Annotated in this window: 20 protein-coding genes; 16 read left to right on the top strand and 4 right to left on the bottom strand. The window is 66.7% G+C overall.

The window, feature by feature from the left end; genetic code table 11:
* Window positions 1-119 precede the first annotated feature (119 nt).
* On the bottom strand, window positions 120-584 hold the full coding sequence (locus H535_RS0105175; protein WP_026818709.1) for an AAA family ATPase: 465 nt from the start codon (window positions 582-584) through the stop codon (window positions 120-122).
* A gap of 52 nt (window positions 585-636) precedes the next feature.
* Between H535_RS0105175 and H535_RS0105170 the strand changes: the two genes are divergently transcribed.
* The 3 genes from H535_RS0105170 (at window position 637) to H535_RS29820 (ending at window position 3861) form a co-directional block, all read left to right on the top strand.
* A complete protein-coding gene (locus H535_RS0105170; RefSeq protein ID WP_051298568.1) occupies window positions 637-1131 on the top strand; it encodes a GNAT family N-acetyltransferase in 495 nt (164 codons plus the stop codon).
* Window positions 1132-1222: 91 nt separating this feature from the next.
* Window positions 1223-1897, top strand: a complete 675-nt coding sequence (locus H535_RS0105165) for a DUF899 domain-containing protein (RefSeq protein WP_035768411.1) — start codon at window positions 1223-1225, stop codon at window positions 1895-1897.
* A gap of 230 nt (window positions 1898-2127) precedes the next feature.
* Window positions 2128-3861, top strand: coding sequence for an HNH endonuclease (locus H535_RS29820; RefSeq protein ID WP_081416453.1), 1734 nt, complete (start codon window positions 2128-2130; stop codon window positions 3859-3861).
* 42 nt (window positions 3862-3903) lie between these two features.
* Here H535_RS29820 and H535_RS23590 read toward each other — a convergent pair whose 3' ends face one another.
* The gene (locus H535_RS23590; protein WP_245580163.1) at window positions 3904-4590 is read right to left on the bottom strand and encodes an NUDIX hydrolase; all 687 of its coding nucleotides are present in this window, start codon (window positions 4588-4590) and stop codon (window positions 3904-3906) included.
* A gap of 86 nt (window positions 4591-4676) precedes the next feature.
* On the opposite strand from H535_RS23590, the gene H535_RS23585 reads away from it, so the two are divergent.
* Window positions 4677-6146, top strand: a complete 1470-nt coding sequence (locus H535_RS23585; protein ID WP_051298566.1) for an APC family permease — start codon at window positions 4677-4679, stop codon at window positions 6144-6146.
* A gap of 106 nt (window positions 6147-6252) precedes the next feature.
* Entirely contained in the window at window positions 6253-6921 is a 669-nt protein-coding gene (locus tag H535_RS0105145; protein ID WP_035768461.1) for a GntR family transcriptional regulator, read from the top strand.
* On the opposite strand, the gene H535_RS27590 is transcribed toward H535_RS0105145, so the two are convergent.
* Both H535_RS27590 and H535_RS23580 read right to left on the bottom strand, forming a co-directional pair.
* Complete coding sequence (locus H535_RS27590; RefSeq protein WP_155838543.1) at window positions 6918-7127, bottom strand: hypothetical protein; 210 nt, start codon at window positions 7125-7127, stop codon at window positions 6918-6920. The genes H535_RS0105145 and H535_RS27590 overlap by 4 nt on opposite strands.
* 126 nt (window positions 7128-7253) lie before the next feature.
* Window positions 7254-7913: an alcohol dehydrogenase catalytic domain-containing protein gene (locus H535_RS23580; RefSeq protein ID WP_211236526.1), complete on the bottom strand. Its 660-nt coding sequence runs from the start codon at window positions 7911-7913 to the stop codon at window positions 7254-7256.
* A 192-nt stretch (window positions 7914-8105) separates the two neighbouring features.
* On the opposite strand from H535_RS23580, the gene H535_RS0105135 reads away from it, so the two are divergent.
* The 11 genes from H535_RS0105135 to H535_RS23565 all read left to right on the top strand — a co-directional run bounded on the left by H535_RS0105135 (window position 8106) and on the right by H535_RS23565 (window position 19457).
* Window positions 8106-8939 (top strand): SDR family NAD(P)-dependent oxidoreductase, encoded by an 834-nt coding sequence (locus H535_RS0105135; protein ID WP_211236525.1) that lies wholly within the window; start codon window positions 8106-8108, stop codon window positions 8937-8939.
* Window positions 8932-9528 carry a carboxymuconolactone decarboxylase family protein gene (locus tag H535_RS0105130; RefSeq protein WP_245580162.1) on the top strand — a complete coding sequence of 199 codons (597 nt, stop codon included), beginning with the start codon at window positions 8932-8934 and terminating at the stop codon, window positions 9526-9528. The genes H535_RS0105135 and H535_RS0105130 overlap by 8 nt, the downstream gene beginning before the upstream one ends.
* A gap of 68 nt (window positions 9529-9596) precedes the next feature.
* Window positions 9597-10574: a TAXI family TRAP transporter solute-binding subunit gene (locus H535_RS0105125; RefSeq protein WP_245580161.1), complete on the top strand. Its 978-nt coding sequence runs from the start codon at window positions 9597-9599 to the stop codon at window positions 10572-10574.
* A 6-nt stretch (window positions 10575-10580) separates the two neighbouring features.
* Window positions 10581-11096 (top strand): hypothetical protein, encoded by a 516-nt coding sequence (locus tag H535_RS0105120; protein WP_026818702.1) that lies wholly within the window; start codon window positions 10581-10583, stop codon window positions 11094-11096.
* Complete coding sequence (locus H535_RS0105115; protein ID WP_081416451.1) at window positions 11093-13213, top strand: TRAP transporter permease; 2121 nt, start codon at window positions 11093-11095, stop codon at window positions 13211-13213. Before H535_RS0105120 ends, H535_RS0105115 begins: the two co-directional genes overlap by 4 nt.
* Entirely contained in the window at window positions 13210-14490 is a 1281-nt protein-coding gene (locus tag H535_RS23575) for an MFS transporter (RefSeq protein ID WP_081416450.1), read from the top strand. Before H535_RS0105115 ends, H535_RS23575 begins: the two co-directional genes overlap by 4 nt.
* Window positions 14487-15701, top strand: a complete 1215-nt coding sequence (gene lhgO / locus H535_RS0105105; RefSeq protein WP_026818700.1) for an L-2-hydroxyglutarate oxidase — start codon at window positions 14487-14489, stop codon at window positions 15699-15701. The genes H535_RS23575 and lhgO overlap by 4 nt, the downstream gene beginning before the upstream one ends.
* The gene (locus H535_RS0105100; RefSeq protein ID WP_026818699.1) at window positions 15698-16591 is read left to right on the top strand and encodes a dihydrodipicolinate synthase family protein; all 894 of its coding nucleotides are present in this window, start codon (window positions 15698-15700) and stop codon (window positions 16589-16591) included. The genes lhgO and H535_RS0105100 overlap by 4 nt, the downstream gene beginning before the upstream one ends.
* On the top strand, window positions 16591-17364 hold the full coding sequence (locus H535_RS0105095) for an SDR family oxidoreductase (protein ID WP_026818698.1): 774 nt from the start codon (window positions 16591-16593) through the stop codon (window positions 17362-17364). The genes H535_RS0105100 and H535_RS0105095 overlap by 1 nt, the downstream gene beginning before the upstream one ends.
* A 33-nt stretch (window positions 17365-17397) precedes the next feature.
* Window positions 17398-18318, top strand: coding sequence for a fumarylacetoacetate hydrolase family protein (locus H535_RS23570; protein ID WP_081416449.1), 921 nt, complete (start codon window positions 17398-17400; stop codon window positions 18316-18318).
* On the top strand, window positions 18315-19457 hold the full coding sequence (locus H535_RS23565; RefSeq protein WP_035768409.1) for a CaiB/BaiF CoA transferase family protein: 1143 nt from the start codon (window positions 18315-18317) through the stop codon (window positions 19455-19457). Before H535_RS23570 ends, H535_RS23565 begins: the two co-directional genes overlap by 4 nt.
* Window positions 19458-19497: the final 40 nt, after the last annotated feature.

Below are 19497 nucleotides of genomic sequence, written 5' to 3'. Positions count from 1 at the left end.
CGAGGGCATCCGAATGAATCGGGGCAACTGCTCGGGGCATAAGGGGCCTTTGTCTGATCGGAATTGAATTATCGACACCTCTACCGAGCGCAGGCAAGAGCTTGAGCCCTATGCCCGGCCTATTCGAGCGGGAACTCCAGATCATCGTCAACAAGCCGTTCCAGCACATCGGCCAGGTCGTCGGCGGGAGCACAGCCATCCAGCTCAATCGTGGCACTGCTGCGCAGCAGCGGCTCCACCGTATAGAAGTATTCCGTGATCTTCCGCTGCTGCTCGCCGGTCTGGCCGTATGAATTGTTGGTTCGGTTCTTCACCCTCTCGAGCGCCACCTCCAGCGGCACGCTGAGCAGCACGACGTCGTCGAACTTGTCGTAGAACCTGCCCTGGTTCTCCACTGTGCCCGAAACAAAGAGATCGGCGTGCCGCCGCAGCAGTTCATCGATACGTATTTCGTCCCAGGTTTCATCCGGAAGCTTCCACGTGCCTTCATCTGTTTCCACTACATGATGACCGCGTTGCCGGAGTGTCTCGAGCACCGTGCTCTTGCCCGTCCCGGACATTCCAGTGATGAGAACACGTGCCACTGCCGCCTCCCGCGATGATTAAAGTGAATCCTTGTAGCGTACGTTGTTGCCCATGACGATACTGACAGAACTCGACCTCCGGAGCGGAGCGAGAATCATTTTGCGTCGCGCCGAAACCGGCGACGTACCCGCCATCGTGCATCTTTTGGCAGACGATGAGCTCGGAGCCGGACGCGACGGGATTAATGACGACGACGACCTCACGCCCTACCTGTCGGCGTTCAGCGCGATCGATTCCGACCCGGCGCACTTGCTCGTGGCGGCCGACGACGGCGCAAGACTCGCCGGCACCATGCAGCTGTCGTTCCTGCCCGGCCTGTCGCGCCGGGGTGCAATGCGTACTCAGGTCGAAGCGGTCCGTGTGGCCTCCGCCTATCGGGGCACGGGCCTGGGCACCGCCATGATGACATGGGCGATAGCAGAGGCCCGACGGCGGCACTGCTCGTTCGTCCAGCTCACCTCCGATAAATCCCGGACTGATGCTCATCGGTTCTACGCGAGGTTGGGGTTCGTCGCCTCCCACGAGGGGATGAAGCTGGCGCTCTGAATGAATTACCGATGAATTTCCCCATCCGCCGCCGTCCAACATTGAGAGGCACCACAACCAGGATCAATCGCTGAACTAAAGGATCATCATCATGATTGACACCACCGCCGCCCATCCCGACGTCGTCTCCCGCGAAGAGTGGGAGGCCCGCCGCAGTGACGTGCTGGCTGCCGAGAAGGCCCAGACCAAAGCACTCGACCGGCTGAACGCCTTGCGCCGCCGGCTGCCCATGACCCCTATGGACAATTACAGGTTCGACGGCGCCAACGGTCCGGTCACTTTGTTGGATCTGTTCAACGGGCGCTCGCAATTAATCGTGCAGAACTTCATGTTCGATCCGGAATGGGATGCCGGTTGCCCCAGCTGCTCAAATCTTGCCGACAGCGCACCGCATCTGTCCCACTTTGGCCCCTACGACGTCGCCATCGCCCGGATCAGCCGGGCACCGATCGACAAAATCACCGCCTACAACGCGCGCATGGGATGGGATGCCCCGTGGGTATCCTCGCTGAACTCCACCTACAACCAGGACTGGGGATGGACGGCCGACGACGGCGAAGTCCCCGGCGTCAGCTGCTACCTGCAGCTGGATGGACAGCCCTACCTGACCTACTCAACCAGCGGCCGCGGCGTCGAACCGCTGAGCTCACAGGTGGGCTACCTCGATTCCACAGTCTATGGACGGCAGGAATCCTGGGAGGACTCCCCTGCGGGCTGGCCGCAGACTAATCCCTACCAAAAGACGCGCCGGCACGACGAGTACTGAGGCGCCACGAACACGCCATTTGTCGTTATGCTCCGTGCTGCAGGGGACGGCTTCAACCGACCACACCTTTGGTTCGTCGTGTCCTGCACGGGATATGCGGGTACACGCTCCCGGCATCCCAGTCGCAATCTGTTTCGCTCCTCCTCCACATGGCCGGTCGGGTCTGTTGTTGTCCACATAGGGTGGTTGAGCCATTGAGGGGCTGGTGAGAGGCCCGTAGTGTCGAATACATGTTCGATAAACCAGCATCCGATACGAGCGGGGAGCCCGCCCAGAGCCAGGGGCCACCCACCGCTCGGGTCACCCCTGCCGCCCCGACGGGCGGCCAGGTGGTGGAGCCGCAACGGGGCGCTGTCGGGGCGGACGCGTCCGGCTCGTGTCCGATAGCGGATTTCGCGGCACTGCTGGCGGAGCTTCCCGGCGACGTGCCGGATACGGACCTGGTGGATCGAATCCGGAAACTGGAGGACCTGAAAGCCGCCGCCGCGGCCGCTCAGGCCCGGGCCACGGCCGTCTTCGACGCCTCCCAACGCGCCGCCCAAGCCGACGCCGGGGTGGCCAAGGACAAGCTCGGCGAAGGCATCGCCTCCCAGATCGGCCTGGCCCGGCGGGACAGTCCCACCCGCGGCAGCCGCCACCTGGGCCTGGCCGGCGCCTTGGTCAAGGAAATGCCCCACACCCTGGCCGCCCTGACCACCGGGGTACTCAGCGAATGGCGCGCCACCGTGCTGGTCCGCGAAACCGCCTGCCTCGAGGCCGCGGACCGGGCCCGGGTCGACGAGGCCCTCGCCGCCGACCCCGCCAACCTGGAAGGCCTCGGCGATAAACGCCTGATCGCCGCCGCGAAAAAGGAGGCCTACCGCCTCGACCCGCACTCAGTGGTCCGCCGGGCCGCGAAAGCCGCCACCGAACGGACCGTGACCACCCGACCGGCGCCGGACACCATGACCTACGTGACCGGGCTGCTGCCCGTCGCCCACGGCATCGCCGTCCAAGCAGCCCTCGAACGAGCCGCCGACCGGCTCCGCGCCACCGGCGACGACCGCTGCCGCGGCCAAATCATGGCCGACACCCTCGTCGACCGCGTCACCAGAGCCGAACACCCCAAGGATAAGAAGCCGGGCACCACCGCCGGCGCCGACATCGAAATCCAACTCGTCATCACCGACCGCACCCTGCTGACCGGAGACCACGAACCAGCCCACCTGACCGGCTACGGCACCGTACCCGCCGGCTGGGCCCACGACCTCATCCTCGGCCCACGGACCACCGCCGAGCCGAATCCACAGCACAGCCCACAGAAAACCGCGAACGAGACGGCCCACGACCAGCATGGCCCCGGCAGCGGGAACAGCGAGCAGGCCCACCACCACACCGGCCAGACGACCGGGGCCGGGAAGACCGACCGCCACACCGGCCAAGCTCCCGGACTGCTGGACCGGCTGATCGCAGCCGGTCCGCAGCACAGCGAACCAGCCAGCGAGCCCGCCGCAGACGAGGCCCGGGTATGGATCCGCCGCCTCTACACCGCCCCCGGCACCGGCCAACTCATCGCCATGGATTCGACCGCCCGGACCTTCCCCAAAAACCTACGGAAGATGATCATCGCCCGCGACCAAACCTGCCGCACCCCCTACTGCGACGCCCCCATCCGACAGATCGACCACATCCTCTCCCACCACGCAGGCGGGAACACCAACGAAACCAACGGCGAAGGCCTCTGCGAACGATGCAACCTCGCCAAAACAGCCGTCGGATACCAAGCCACACCAATATCGGGATCGGAGCGTCGGCACACCATCGAAATCACCACCCCCACCGGACACCTCCACCACTCCACAGCACCACCACTACCCGGAACAGGCGTGCCACCACCAGCGGCCGGACCGACAACACCACCGCTGCCACCGGAACAACCACCAGGCACCGGACAGGAGGGAATCGATAACCGCGGCGCCGGTTAGCTCGAGCCTGCTTCGTCATAGGCAGGCCAGGAAGACAACGGATTACCTGGGGATAATCGGTCGCCCACTATTCACGATGTCCTGCAGGTCATCAAAGCCGGCCAGGTCCTTCAGCAGCGTATACGTAGGTCGCAGCAGCTGCAGGTTGCCGGCCGCGGCCTCGTCCAGCACTTTCCGCACCGGCCACCAATGCGAAGCGTCCGCCTCGGTGGTTTGGTGGCGCGGATTAACGGAAGGTCCGATGATCGCCAGATAGAAGTACGTATCGAAGCGTTTGGGACCGCCCGGCGGAGTCACCCAGTTGGCCCATGGGAGCAGTTCGGATGCCGTTAGTGCTGCTCCAGTCTCCTCGCGGACTTCGCGGATGGCCGCTGCAAGGAGGACTACAGATAGCTCCTGCAGCGTCTCGTCCCCATTGGCAGCAACGGCAGTCTGATGCCAGGCATCGGCATGGCGTTCGAGGACAGTTTCCTCGGGAGCCGCGGCCGCTCCGGCTACATAATCGGCGTCGTCCACCCTTCCGCCGGGGAACACTACTGCGCCGGCCGCGAAGTCCATTGTCGTTGCCCGATGTTGGATAAAGATCTCCAGCTCCGGAGCATCACGGCGAAGCATCAACACGCTGACGGCCAGCTTCGGAACGGCAGTCTCCGGATCAGGCACCGGCATGGTTGCTCCGGTGCGCTGGGTGAATGTCTTTACGAGTGGCCACAGGGCAAGAGTATCCAACCAGCGAACACTCCGCCCGGTTTACCATCTTCGAGGTGCCTTACGGATTACGCTTCCCGTAGCAGACCCGTCAAAGAGGAGGGCTCATGCCTGAACAGACGAGCACCCGCAACAATCCGCCTGGACCGGAGCAGACGTCTCTGATCAGGGCGCTGGGCCACTGGGACACGCTGGCCATCGGCTTCGGCGCGATGATCGGATTCGGCTGGGTGGTGCTGACCGGAGGTTGGCTGGAATCAGCCGGAACACTCGGCACCGTTGCCGCCTTCGCCGCTGGCGGGGTCATTATGGCCCTCGTTGGGCTTGCCTATGCCGAGTTGGTGGCGGCAATGCCACGCGCGGGCGGTGAACACAACTACGTGATGCGTGCGATGGGTCCCCGGTGGGCGTTCATCTGTTCGTGGGCGATCACTGGTGGCTACATCACCATTGTGGCCTTCGAAGCCGTCGCCCTGCCCCGGACGGCGCTCTATCTCTTCCCCGGATTGCAGCAAATCAAGCTCTGGGAAGTCGCCGGCTCGGAAGTCTTCCTGAGCTGGGCCCTGGTCGGCGCGGGAGCGGCCCTCATCCTCACCGTGCTCAATATCCTCGGTATCAAACTCGCCGGTGCTGCGCAGACATTCGCGGTGATTTTCCTGCTGGTGATTGGGTTGCTGCTGGTGACCGGTTCCCTGGTCGGTGGCGAAACCGGGAACCTGGACCCGCTCTTCACCGGAGGGGCCGCCGGGTTCATCGCTGTGCTGGTGGCGGTGCCGTTCCTATTTGTCGGCTTCGATGTGATCCCGCAATCGGCCGAAGAAGTCCGGATCCCCTCCCGCCTGGTGGGCAAGCTGGTTGTCGTCTCTGTGATTCTGGCGGCGATCTGGTACATCATGGTCGTCATCACCACCGCCTCATCCATGGGTGTACAGGAACTGGCCTCGGCCGATCTTGCGACGGCGGATGGCATGGCTGCTCTCTGGGGAACCGATTTCATGGCCAAGGTGCTGGTGGCCGGCGGCCTGGCCGGCATCCTGACCTCATGGAATTCCTTCCTCATCGGCGCTTCCCGGCTGGTCTATGCCATGGCTCGTTCCCAGATGCTGCCGCGGTGGTTCGGTACGGTGCATCCGCGGTTCCACACCCCCGTCAACGCCCTGATTTTCATTGGCGGCCTGTCGGTCCTCGCGCCGTTCTTTGGCGAAGCAATGCTGGGCTGGCTGGTCGATTCCGGCTCTCCCAGTATTGTGATTGCCTACTTCCTGGTCGCTGTTGGTTTCCTGACCCTGCGCCGCCGGGAACCGCATATGGCCCGTCCGCTGCGCGTCGGCGGTCGCGGCAATGGCGGCGTCGTGATCGGTGTGCTGACCGCACTGCTCTGCCTCGGGCTGACGGCGCTCTACCTGCCCGGGATGCCGGCTTCACTGGATCCTGCACCGTGGCTGTTGTTCGGCCTGTGGTGGGTTTTGGGGGCGGCCTTCTTCTTCCGCATACCCACCGGAATCGGTGCCGGGCACGACGCCGAGGAGAAGCTGGCCGCCGGTCTGGCACGTCGGCGGGGAGGCGCCCGGTCGTAGGTCCCCGGGCCATTGGTCCACCCCTCATCATGGGCTCACCGCGCCCGGGGCTCTGCGCTAGAGTCGATGATGTGATTCAACCACCACCATGCAGGCGGCCGCTGTGATGGCAACAGCGGGCACATCGGGAAGACGGCCGCCGACGGCGCAGGCGTTCGTCCTCGAGCAGCTGCGCCAGGCTATTGTGGCCGGCGAGCTGCTGCCCGGCCAGGCGCTGCGCCAGGATGCGCTGGCCGAACGGTTTGGCGTCAGCAGGGTTCCGCTGCGTGAAGCGTTGAAGACACTCGAGGGCGAGGGCCAGGTGGTGTACGAACCACACCGCGGCTACAAGGTCGCCCGCTTGTCGATGGACGACCTGCTGGAGGTCTATCGGATCCGGGAGTTGCTTGAAGCGGAAGCGGCCCGGATCGCGGTTAAGCGCGCGGACGACGGCGTCGTGGACGAGTTGCGGCAGACGGCGGACGAGATCAACGCAGCGAGCGATGCCGGTGATCTGCTGACCATGACCGAAGCAAATAGAAGGTTTCACTTCATCATGGTGAAGGCAGCGAATATGCCCCGGCTCGAACGACTGGTTCAGGTGCTGTGGGACGCAACTGACACCTACCGGTATGTCTATTACGGCACCCCGGCGAACCGGGCAGTGGTCCGGCGGGAGCACGATCAGATGATCGATGCGTTCGCCCGACGGGACGCGGAGGAACTGATCACGATGCTCGATCTGCACCGCAAGCACGCCATCGCATCCCTGCGGAATTTCCTCGAGGCCGGCTAGCGGCCATCCCCGGCAATTTCCACGCAGATTTTGGCCGCGCCTTCTCCCTGTGCCCGGGCCACCGCGAGCGCGTCTGCGATGTGGTCCAGCGGATATACCTCCTCGAGGCAGTAGTCCACCTCGATGTCCCCACGGCCGATGAGACCAAGGGCAGCGCGGAAAGACTCAAGTCCCGGCTCACTCTGCGTACCGCTGAACCACTCCATCGTTACTGCCTTGCGAAAGGCCCGATCCACCGGGAAGGGCGAGGACCCCGGATGCTCCGGGAAGCCGAACATCCCAATCGTGCCGCGTGAACGCACGACGTCGACTGCCTCGGCGCGGCATTCGTCCTAACCTGCGGCCTCGATGACCACGTCGACCCCGTCGTCGGAAAACGCCTCCGATACCACCTCGCGGAGCGACTCCTCGGCCCCCGGCACGGTACGGGTGGCCCCAAGCCGGGCTGCGTGCTTCAAGCGTTGGGGATTGAGGTCGGAGACAACGATGTCCGCGACGCCCATACGCCGCAGTTGCTGCACGAAGAACAGCCCCGCTGACCCGGCACCGATGATTGCCGCGGAACGCATGGTCGCCAGCCGCTCGGGAGTAATGAACTTCTTGAGCGCATAGACGGTGGTGCCCAGTTGCTGGGCCATCAGCAGCCGCAACATGTCGCCGTCGGCCGGCAAAGCGAGGAGATGCTGCTCGTTGACCCGTTGCAACTCGCCGAAACACCCGCCGGCTTCCCCGGGAGGGGTGGTCAGGACCGGAGTGCCGGCCGGGAATTGGTCCGTCCGGCTCTCGACGACGGTCCCTACTCCCTCGTGCCCCGGATAACCCGGCCGTCCCAGCAGCTCAGGGTTATGGAACCCGTCGTAGATGGTGTGCACGTCCGAGCCGCAAATGGAGGCATAGTGCATCCTGACCACGGCGTCACCCGGTCCGGGCCTGGGCTCGTCGAAGTCCCTCACTTCAACGACTCCGGAGCGAGTCAGACATGCAGCCCGCATGGTCCCTCTTTCCGACGGGCCTGAAAGCAGCGCAATTTCCCGTCTCTTCGTCTGGGCATTGATGGTGTGGGTCATCTTAGCTGCAATCCGGGAGCCTGCCGGGCGGGGCGGCACGGCCGGACTGCCTGCCGGGCGCGGGTCATTTTTGTGATGACCCTTACATCTTGGAGTGACATTGGATACAGTATCCAAATGACCTCGACTCGTGGGCCGGCCGGCGCCGTGGACAATGCCGCCGCCTCCACCCAGGCCGATAGCTCCAGCCGGGCCAGTGCCTCCACGGTGGACGGGCAGGATTGGCTGGGTCTGGCGGGTCAGCGCGTGCTGGTGGCCGGCGCCGGTGGTATCGGCAGTGCGTGCGCCACGGCCTTCGCCGACGCCGGTGCCCGCGTGGCAGCCGCGGATATTTCACCGGATCGCTTGTCCGAACTGGATGACCGGATCACTGGCCTGGCCGCCGACCTGACGACACCGGCGGGCTGCGATACCGCCGTCGACGATGCCGTCAATCAACTGGGCGGACTGGATGTGCTGGTCCACGCCGTCGGGACCAACCACCGTGTGCCGGTGCTGGAGGTCGACGACGGCGACTGGCACCGGATGGTCGATGTGAACCTGACCAGCGCTTTCCGGCTGGGCCGGGCCGCCGGCCGCCATATGGTCGACGCCGGCCATGGGCGGCAGGTGTTTTGCTCGTCGGTGTCCAGCACGCTCGCCCACCCGGACCATGCGCCGTACGCGGCCACCAAGGGCGGGCTCGACCAGTTGCTGCGGGTGATGGCCCGCGAGTGGGCTCCCAACGGGGTGACGGTGAACGCCATCGGCCCCGGCTACACGGACACGGTCCTTACCCGCGCGCACTTGGACAAGCCCGGCGTCCGCGACCATTACACCTCGCTGGTGCCGGCCGGACGGCTCGGAACGGTGAACGATCTGACCGGCGCGGTGTTGTTCCTCGCCTCGAGGCAGGCGGCTTTCATCACCGGGCAGGTGCTGTACGTGGATGGAGGCCGCACCCTTGTCTGAGCAGCGTGAGTACGCCCGGGGTGGTCGTTTCCCGCTGCTGTCCCCGGCACAGCTCGATGACCGGCAACGGGCGGTGCACGACGCCGTCGCCGGTCCCCCGCGCGCCGACGGCCCCTTCCTGATAGCCGACGACGACGGCCACCTCGCCGGTCCGTTCAACGCAATGCTGTATTCACCGGCGATTGGCCACGCGCTGCAGGCCCTCGGCTCGGCGCTGCGGTTCGGCGGATCGCTGGCGGACCGCACCCGGGAACTGGTGATCTGTGCCGTGGCGGCCGCGCTCGATTCCGATTACGAATGGTATTCGCACAGCAGGGTGGCCGCCGCAGCCGGCGTGAGTAAGGAAGAGCTGCACAGCCTGGCCCGTTCCGAATTGCCGGGCACGATTTCGCCGGCCGAGGAGGCCGCCCTACGGCTGGCGGAGGCCGTGCTGGCCGGCAACAGGGTCGACGACGATGTGCATGCGGAGGCGCTGCGCCACCACGGGCATGCGGGGATCACCGAATTGTCAGTGCTGGTGGGTTATTACCAGACCCTGGCGGGACTGCTCGCCGCGGGAGATGTGCCGGCACCATCAGACCAACGATGAAATCACAACCACCATCAAGGGAGATCACTATGTCAATGCGAATATCACGTCGAGGCCGCCGTACCCGCATGGCTGCGGCTGCGCTGGCCGTGCCGGCGCTGTTCCTCACCGCCTGTGGCGGAGGAGGCGGCGGTGGCGAAGCCGGCGGCAACGGCGGTGGCGGAGGCGGCGGGGGCAACTCGCTGTCCATTGCCACCGGCGGCACCGGCGGGGTCTATTATCCGCTCGGCGGCGGCATCGCCACCGTCATTTCCAAGAATGTGAAGGGCACCCAGGCCACGGTGCAGGAAACCAACGCCTCAGTGGACAACATGCTGCTCGTCCAAGACGGGGCGGCCGACCTGGCGCTCGGCGTCGGCGACGTTGTCGCTGCCGCAACGGCGGGCACCAATTCCTTCGAGGGGAAGCCGCTGGACATTTGCGCGGTCGGGGCGATGTACCACAACTACATGCAGCCGGTCACTGCCAAGGGCTCCGGCATCGACAGCGTCGAAGACATGAAGGGCAAGACCATCTCGGTCGGCGCGCCCGGTTCGGCGACGGAAGTCGGTGCAAAGCGGGTGCTCAAGGCCGCCGGCATCGACCCCAAGACCGATATTGACCGGCGCCAGCTCGGCGTGGCCGAAACGGTTGCCGCCTTGCGGGACGGCACCATTGACGCCGGCTTCTGGTCCGGTGGCCTGCCGACCGGTGCCTTGGTGGACCTGGCCAGCACCGGTGATATGAAGATGGTCGAAATTGGCGAGTACGCTGATGAGCTGGCTAAGGAGTACGGCAAGTACTACGTCAAGCGCGATGTCCCGGCCAACACCTATAAGGGCCAGTCCGAGCCGAAGACGGTCATCGCTTCGCCGAACATTCTGGTGGCCAACAAGTCAATGGACAAGCAACTCCAGCAGGACATCACCAAGGCGATCTTCGAGCACAAGGACGCCCTGGTCAAGGTGCACTCGGCTGCGAAGGAGCTGGACGCTTCGACGGCAGGTGACGTTCCGTTCGCCGACATCTGCCCGGGTTCGCAGGCCTACTACGAGTCGGCAGGTTAGTCCGCCATGTTCAAGCCGGCTATCGCCGTCGTCGCCCTTGCCTGCGCTGTGCTTTTCGCCGGTCTTGGATTCGCTGTTGCCAGTGGGCAGGGCGGATCCGCCGGCCGGAGCATTGTGGTGGCGGACGACGACGGCGGTGTGCTGGCCACGGTGCCGCTGGCCGGGGATTCGTTCGCGGTCAGCTACCGGAATTCGATTTACCAGACGCTGGCCGAGGAACGCTACGAAGTGCAGGCCGACGGCAGCTACCGGCTGGTGCAGATCGCCGCAGACCAGCTCGCGGTGCTGGAGGAGTACTACGGCGTTCCCGGAGCTCCCCAAGAAGCCCCGAAGGACGACCGTCGCAACTGGGTGGTGCCGCCGGATCCGGAGCATCCGGCAGTGTTCACCAAACTCTCCATCGCCGCCACCGACCTGGGCGAACGCACGCTGCATGTGCCCGGCGCCGAACCTGTCCAACTGTGGCAGCTGGTCGAGGACGGCGACCCCTACATAACGATTGAAATCAAGGAGAACCAATGAGCGATCGACGCGACGCACCGGACGGGAACCAGCACGCTCCGGCTGCGGACCGCGACGACCGGCAGGACCGCGACGGCGGACAGGGCCTCCCGGACCCGATGCGGGACGCCGAGGCGGCGGACGAGTCCGATCCGGATGAGGCCATCGACGAAGATGCGCTGGTAGCCGAATACGAGTCGGAAAAGCCGGCCCGGCAGCTCAGCGGCATCCCCCTGTTCATCACCAAGATTATCGGCGTCGGGCTCTCGGCCTTCGGGCTGTTCTGGGTCTTCAATCCGATGGCCACCCAGCTGTACCTGCCCGCGTTCCTGATGGTCGGACTGCCGCTGACCTTCCTCGTCTACCGGGGGTGGAAACGCTCTTCGAAGGCCACGAAGACTGAGCGCACCGCACGTCCCGACAACCCGCACTTGTTCGACTGGCTGCTGGCCGCCATCGCCGTCGTGCCGTTCGCCTACATCATTTCCGACTGGGATGCGTTCTTCCGGCGGGCAATCATCCCCACCGAGCTGGACATCATCATGGGCACCATCGCCATCCTGGTCACCCTGGAGGCGGCGCGGCGCACGGTGGGGATCCTGGTCCCGCTGGTGGTGATTTTCTTCCTCGCCTACGCGCATTGGGGCCCCTATTTCCCGCCGCCGTTCGGCACTGCGGCCTACGACTGGCCTCGGCTGGTGGGCCACAACGTGATGGGAACCCAGGGTCTGTTCGGCGTGCCCACCGACGTCGCCGCGACCTACATCATCCTGTTCACCATTTATGGTGCGGTGCTCAGCGCCTCGGGGGCCACCCGGTTCTTCATCGATCTGTCCTTCTCCGCCTTCGGCCAGAGCGCTTCCGGGCCGGGGCGGACCGTGACGATGGCCGGTTTCCTGCTGGGCACGGTGTCCGGTTCCGGCGTGGCGACGACGGTGACTCTCGGCGGCATCTCCTGGCCGCTGCTGCGCCGGGCCGGGTACCCGCGGGAACACGGCGGCGCGGTGCTGGCCGCTGCCGGCATCGGCGCCATCATGTCCCCGCCCACCCTGGGCGCGGCGGCGTTCATCATCGCCGCGCTGCTGGGCGTGTCCTACCTGCAGGTGCTGATCTGGGCCGTCATCCCCACGCTGCTGTACTACCTGGGCATCATCCTTGCCATCGAGATGGACGCCCGCCGGTTCAAGACCCGCAGCGTGGCGATCGACACCCAGCCGGTGGGCAAGCTGCTGCTGAGGTTCGGCTACCACTTCAGCTCGCTGGTGGCGATTGTGGTGTTCATGGTGATGGGGATGACGCCGTTCCGCGCCGTCGTCTTCGCCACCGTGCTGGCTTTCCTGCTCAGTTTCCTGGAGAAGCAGTCCTGGATGACGCCCAAGCGGATCTGGGACGCACTCGCCAATGGTGCCATGGGGGCCTTGTCGGTCATTCCGGTGATGGCCGCGGCCGGGCTGATTGTCGGCGTGATGACGCTGACCGGCCTGGGGCTGAAGCTGGCCAACATTATTGTGATGGTCGCCGGCGGCAGCCTGATCCTGACGGCGATGCTCTCTGCCGTGTCGGTGATCCTGCTGGGCCTGGCGGTTCCGGTGACGGCCAGCTTCATCATCTCCTGGGTGATCATTGGCCCGGCGCTGCAGAATGTCGGCGTCGAACCATTCGCCGCGGCCATGTTCATCTTCTACTACTCGGTGCTCAGCGAGGTCTCGCCGCCGACGGCGCTATCCCCGTTCGCGGCGTCGGCCATTACCGGCGGCAAGCCGATCAAGACGATGTGGCTGACCTGGCGTTACACCCTCTCGGCGTTCCTGGTCCCGTTCATCTTTGTGCTGTCCGACGCCGGGATCGGCCTGCTGATGTCCGGCGGCTGGCAGGCAGTACTGCTGTCGCTGGTGACCTCCGTCGTCGCCGTGGCCGCCCTCGCGGTGGCAACCGGCGCCTGGCTGATCGGTCCGGCCAAGTGGCCTGAACGGGTGCTGCTCGGCGTCGGTGCCCTGACGCTGCTGGCGATGGAGCCGATCGCGATGGCTGTTGGTGCAGGCCTGATTGTGGTTGGTTTGCTCATCCACCTTGCCGGTCACCGGCGTGACCGCGGCAGGCCCGACCCCTCGCCGGCGCTGTCCACAGATGCGTCGTGACGGGCACGCCCGCCGGTCCCTGGGCAACCGGGGATTCGGGCCCTGGCGCTGCCCGGCGAACCGGGACGGCGTCGGCGGTGCTGCAGGCCGTGCTGGTCACCACCACCGGCGTGCTGCCTGCGTTTCTGGTCGGCGCGCTGGCGGTGCAGATCCGCGACGATCTGCAGATCGGTCCGGCCGAGATCGGGATCGCCGCAGCGACGCTGTTCACGGTCAGCGGGGTGCTGGCCCGGCCGCTGGGACGGCTGGTGCAGCGGATCGGCGCCGGCACCGGGATCGCCATCTCCGCGACCTGCGCTGTGCTGGCCTTGGGCGGGATCGCCGCCACCGGATCCTTCGCCCTGCTGATCGCCGCCATGGTGGCAGGTGGACTGGCCAACGCCATGGCGCAGCCCTCGGCCAACCTGCGGATCTCGCGGGCGGTCAGCTCCTCCCGGCTGGGGCTCGCCTTCGGCATCAAGCAGTCCGCCATCCCGGCGGCCACCTTGCTGGGCGGGCTGGCCGTGCCCGGCATTGCGCTGGTGTTCGGCTGGCGGTGGGCCTTCATCATCGGGGCATCGCTGGCCGCCGTCATCGCGGTATGGTCGGCGGTGAATGGGCGCGGCCCGCGGGTGGACCGGCTGACCAGCGGCGGCAACGACGACGGCGGGCAGAAGGACCGCGGCACTCCGCTGGGCGGGCTGCTGATGGTGACAATCGGCGGCGGGCTCGCCGCGGCGGCGGCCACATCGCTGGGCGTGTTCCTGGTCGACTCGGCCGTGCAGACCGGCATCGAGCCCGGCACCGCCGGACTGCTCTTTGCCGCGGCGGCCGGCAGCGGTCTGCTGATCCGCATCGGGCTGGGCGCGGCCATGGACCGGCATCCCACTCGAAGCCCCTACGTGCTGATTGCCAACCTGCTGTTCGGCGGCACGGCCGGATTCCTGCTGCTGACCATCGGCACGCCACTGTCCGTGGCGGCCGGCGCCTGGCTGGCCTACGCCGCCGGCTGGACCTGGACCGGGCTGTTGCATTTCGCCGTCGTGCGGGACAACCGGGCGTCAGCGGCGTCGGCCACCGGCATCCTGCAGACCGGGCTGTCCTTCGGATCCGCCGCCGGACCGCTGCTGTTCGGTTTGCTGGTCGAAGCCACCTCCTACCGCACGGGGTGGTTCACCGCAGCCGGCACCGCGCTGGCCGCCGGCATTATCTTCCGGATCGGCCGGATCATGATCCGCCGTTCGCGCGGCCAGCCCACCGGATACAAAGCCAACGCCAGAGCTAAGGAGAATAGATGAACCAGCCCAGCTACGCCGTCGTCGGCGGCGGGATCCTCGGGGCGGCGACCGCCCGTCAGTTGCTGCAGCTGAAGCCCGGCGCGCGTGTGACCCTGCTGGAGAAGGAACCGGTGCTGGCCGAACATCAAACCGGCCACAACAGCGGCGTCGTCCATGCCGGCCTGTACTACACGCCGGGCTCCTTGAAGGCGAAGCTGTGCCGGCGCGGGGTGGGCCTGCTGCAGGATTTCTGCGCCGAGCATGAGCTGACCTACGACGAATGCGGCAAGGTTCTGGTGGCCCTCAATGGGACCGAAAAGGCCCGGCTGGCCGACATTGCCGGACGGGCGCGAGCCAATGGCGTCCCCGGCGTGCGGGAACTGGACCAGGCGGAACTGGCCGACATTGAGCCACACGTGACCGGGGTGGCGGGACTGCATTCGCCGCACACCGCCATCGTCGACTACGCCGCGGTGACCCGGGCGATGGCGCAGGACATCGTCGACGCCGGTGGAACCGTCCGCACATCCTTCGAAGTCACCGGGCTGCGCCAGGACGGGCAGCAAACGGTGATCCAGGGCAGCGACGGGCAGGAGGAACGCGCCGACCGGGTGGTGCTCTGCGCGGGGCTGCAGTCCGACCGGGTCGCAGCGCTGGCCGGGGATGAGGCGGATCCGCGCATTGTGCCCTTCCGCGGCGAGTACTACCTGCTCCGCCCGGAGCGCCGGGACCTGGTCCGCGGACTGATCTACCCGGTCCCCGACCCGCGGTACCCCTTCCTCGGAGTGCACATGACGCCGCGGGTCGACGGCGAGGTCATGGTCGGACCCAACGCCGTGCTGGCGCTGGCGCGTGAAGGCTACGGCTGGTCGAGGATCTCGGGTCGGGACCTGCGCGACGCCGTCGGCTGGCCCGGATTCCGCCGCTTCGCGGCCAAGCACTGGCGTACCGGGGCGACCGAAATGCTCGGGTCATTGAGCAAGCAAAGGTTCATCGGAGCGGCCCGGCGCTACGTTCCGGAATTGACGACGGCGGATGTGGTCCCCGGGCCGCGCGGAGTGCGCGCGCAGGCGCTCGACGCCGATGGGTCGCTGGTCGATGACTTCCGGATTAACCGCCGCGGCTCGGTGCTCAGCGTCCGCAACGCCCCGTCCCCCGCTGCGACGTCGTCGTTGGCCATTGCCGAACATATTGTCGATACTCTGCTGGATCGAAAGGAAGCTGCTGCATGAATACGCTCACGCCGGGATTATGGGGTGTGCTCGCCACTCCCTTCAGGTCCCCGGATTTCACCCTGGATACCGAATCGCTGCGGGCCGAGGTCCGGTTGTTCGCGCGGGTTCCCGCGACCGGGTTGGTGGCCCTCGGGGTCTTCGGAGAAGGCATGGCGCTGAATACCGAAGAACAGGCCGACGTGGTCCGCTCCGTGGTCGATGAGGCCGCAGACACCCCGGTGGTGGTGGGCTTGTCGGCGCGGACGACGGCGGTCGCCGTCGAGCAGGCGCGCACCGCGGTGGACGCGTCCGGGCCGTCCCTGGCGGCGTTGATGGTGCAGGTCAACAGCGGCAATCCGGACGTGCTGGTCCCCCACCTGACGGCCATCCATGAGGCGACCGGGGCACCGATTGTGATCCAGGATTATCCGGTGGCCTCGGGCGTGCACATCAGCGGCGCGCAGTTGCTCGCCGCGGTCGAGCAGTGCCCGTTCACCGCTGCGGTGAAGTCCGAGGCGCCGCCGACGGCACTGGCCATTGCGGAGTTGACCGGCTCCACGGACGTGCCGGTCTTCGGCGGGCTCGGCGGCGTCGGGCTGTTGGACGAGCTGGCCGCCGGTGCCGCCGGAGCGATGACCGGCTTCTCCCACCCCGAAGGTTTGCGGGCGGCCCTCGATGCCTGGGCCGATGGCGGCTATCCGGCCGCCCGCGATGCCTTCGCTCCGTGGCTGCCGATGGCGAACTTCGAGGCGCAGCCAGGGGTCGGGCTGGCGCTGCGCAAGGAGGTATTGCGCCGCCGCGGGGTGATCGCCGAGTCGATTGTCCGGCCGCCGGCGAAGGTCCTTCCTCAGCGGCTGGCCGCCCTGATCGACGCACACCTGTCAGCGATACCAGTGGAGGTTAAGTAGTGGATACGGGATTAGAGGGAAAGAATGTGCTGGTGCCCGGCTCCAGCTCGGGAATCGGGCTGGCCATTGCCACCGCGCTGGCCGCCGAGGGCGCCAATGTGGTGCTCGCCGCTCGCCGCGGCGAGCTGGTCGCCGCCGAAGCGGCGAAGCTGCCGTCGGCCGTCGGGGTTGAAATCGACATGAGCGACGACGGCGCCCCGGCCACCTTGGTGGCCGAGGCTCAGAAGGCGTTCGGTCCGGTCGACGTACTTGTCCTCAACAGCGGCGGCCCGCCGCCGGGCACCGCCGCCGGCGTCGACGACGAACAGGTGATGGCGGCCGTGCACCAGTTGCTGGTCCAGCACCAGCGGCTGACCTCGCTGGTGTTGCCCGGCATGCGGGAGCGCGGCTGGGGCCGGATTGTCGCGGTGGGGTCCAGCGGGATTCAGTCGCCGCTGCCCAACCTGGCGCTGTCCAACATCGGCCGCGCCGGACTGGCCGGCTACCTCAAGACCCTCGCGGCGGAAGTCGCGGCCGACGGCGTCACGGTCAACATGGTGCTGCCCGGCCGGATCGACACCGACCGGGTGGGAACGATCGACGCCAACGCGGCCAAACGGACCGGGCGCAGCGCCGAAGAGGTCCGCGCCGAGTCCATGGCCTCCATTCCCGCCGGCCGGTACGGCAGCCCGGACGAGTTTGCCGCCGCCGTCACCTTCCTGGCCAGCGCGCCGGCGTCGTACATCACCGGCGAGCAGCTGCGCTGCGATGGCGGAATGGTCCGCGCCTACTAAGGCCAAAGCCACGGTTATACGAAAGGACATCAGATGCAGCTTGCCTCCATCCGCGAGTCTCCTAACAGCACCGCCGGCGCGGGCGCCGCCGTCATCGTCGATCCACAACGCGGGGCCGCGCTGGCGGCCGACCTGCTGCCCGGCTTCACCGGTGACGCGCTCGAGGTGCTGGCCGCCGGACGGTGGAACGAACTCGAAACAGCCGCCGCGGCTGCCGGTGACGACCTGTTCCGCCGGGACGTCACCTTCACCGCTCCATACCGGCATCCGCGGATGATCTGGGGCATCGGGCTGAACTACGCCGAGCACGCTTCCGACCTGACCGAAGGTGTCCCGGAGGAACCGGCGTCGTTCATTAAGGCCGACCACACCGTGATCGGGCCCGGCGAGGAGATTCCGCTTCCGGAGCAGAGCGAGCGCACCACCACCGAGGCCGAGCTGGGGCTGGTGATCGGCCGCTACTGCCGGAACGTGGAACCGGAGGACGCGGTGTCGTACCTGGCCGGGGTGGTGCCGGTGCTGGACCAGACCGCCGAGGACATCCTGCAGCGCAATCCGCGCTTTTTGACCCGGTCCAAGAACTTCCCCGGGTTCTTTTCTTTTGGGCCGCGGATTGTGCCGGTCGATGAGGTGATGCAGGACGGTTCGCTGGCCGATATCGAGGTCTCAACCGTGGTCAACGGCGAAGTGCACCGGCACAATACAGTGTCCAACATGCGCTACGACCCGGCCTACCTGATCAGCTTCCACAGCAAGGTGATGCCGCTGTATCCGGGCGACATCATCTCCAGCGGCACCCCCGGCGCCGTCCACATCCGACCAGGCGACGTAGCCGAATGCCGGATCCCCGGCATCGGCGTACTGACCAACCCGGTGACCGGCCCGGCCTCGGTTGGCCTTGGCACCAGACCGGCGTCGGACCGCAGCGGGACACAAGACGAGGAGGCACGATGACGGGCGCACTGGATGGACTGAAGGTGGCCGATTTCTCCCGGGTGCTTGCCGGGCCCTTCGCCACCATGATGCTGGCGGACTTCGGCGCCGACGTGATCAAGGTCGAACGGCCCTCCGGCGACGACACCCGCAGCTGGGTCCCGCCGGTGGATGATTACGGCGTGGGCACCTACTTCTCCAGCGTGAACCGGAACAAGCGCTCCATCACCTGCGACCTGGGCACCGACGACGGCCTGGCTGAAGCCACCGCCGTCGCCATGGAAGCCGACGTGATTATCGAAAACTTCCGCCCCGGGGTGATGGAACGTTACGGGCTGGACTACGAAACCCTGCACGCCAAGCGCCCGGAGACGATCTACTGTTCCATCACCGGGTTCGGCAGCACCGGCGGAGCCAACCTCCCGGGCTACGACCTGCTGGTCCAGGCCGTCGGCGGGCTGATGAGCGTCACCGGCTCGCCCGATTCGGAGCCGAGCAAAGTCGGAGTGGCGCTGGTCGACGTCGTCACCGGACAGAACGCCGTCGTCGGCATCCTCACCGCGCTGCGTGCCCTCGACCAAACCGGCGCCGGGCAGCGGGTGGAGGTCAACCTGCTCTCCTCGCTGCTGTCCGGGCTCGTGAACCAGGCCTCCAGCACCCTGGCCACCGGGCAGGCGCCGCAGCGGATGGGCAACGCGCATCCTTCCATCGCCCCCTACGAGACACTGCAGACCTCCGACGGCCCGCTGGCTGTCGCCGTCGGCACCGACAAGCAGTTCCAGGCGCTGACCCGGATGCTGTCCGTGCCCGAGCTGGGCACGGATCCGCGGTTCGCGGACAACTCGTGCCGGGTGGCCAACCGTGATGAATTAAAGTCGCTGTTGGAGGAGCAGTTGCGGAACAACTCCGCCGCGAATTGGGCTTCGGTGCTGACCGACGAAGGCGTGCCAGCCGGGAAAGTGAACTCCATCGTCGAAGCGCTGGGACTGGCCGAAACACTGGGCTTGGCCCCGGTGGTCGAAATCGACGCCGGAGACGGCTCCCGGGCCAGCCAGCAGGTGGCCAACCCGATCCGCCTCTCCGGCACGCCCGCCGAGTACCGGAAAGTACCGCCGCTGCTCGGCGAACACACCGGTGCATCGTTCTCCGGCCCCGGCTGACTGTCTCGTCCTCCCCTGCCCCGCAACTCCCACGACCGCT

The sequence above is a fragment of the Arthrobacter castelli DSM 16402 genome, from assembly GCF_000430705.1.
Classification (GTDB): Bacteria; Actinomycetota; Actinomycetes; order Actinomycetales; family Micrococcaceae; genus Arthrobacter_C; species Arthrobacter_C castelli.
The sequence above is the reverse complement of the archived record's forward strand: the minus strand, read 5'-3'. Positions and strand labels throughout refer to the sequence as shown.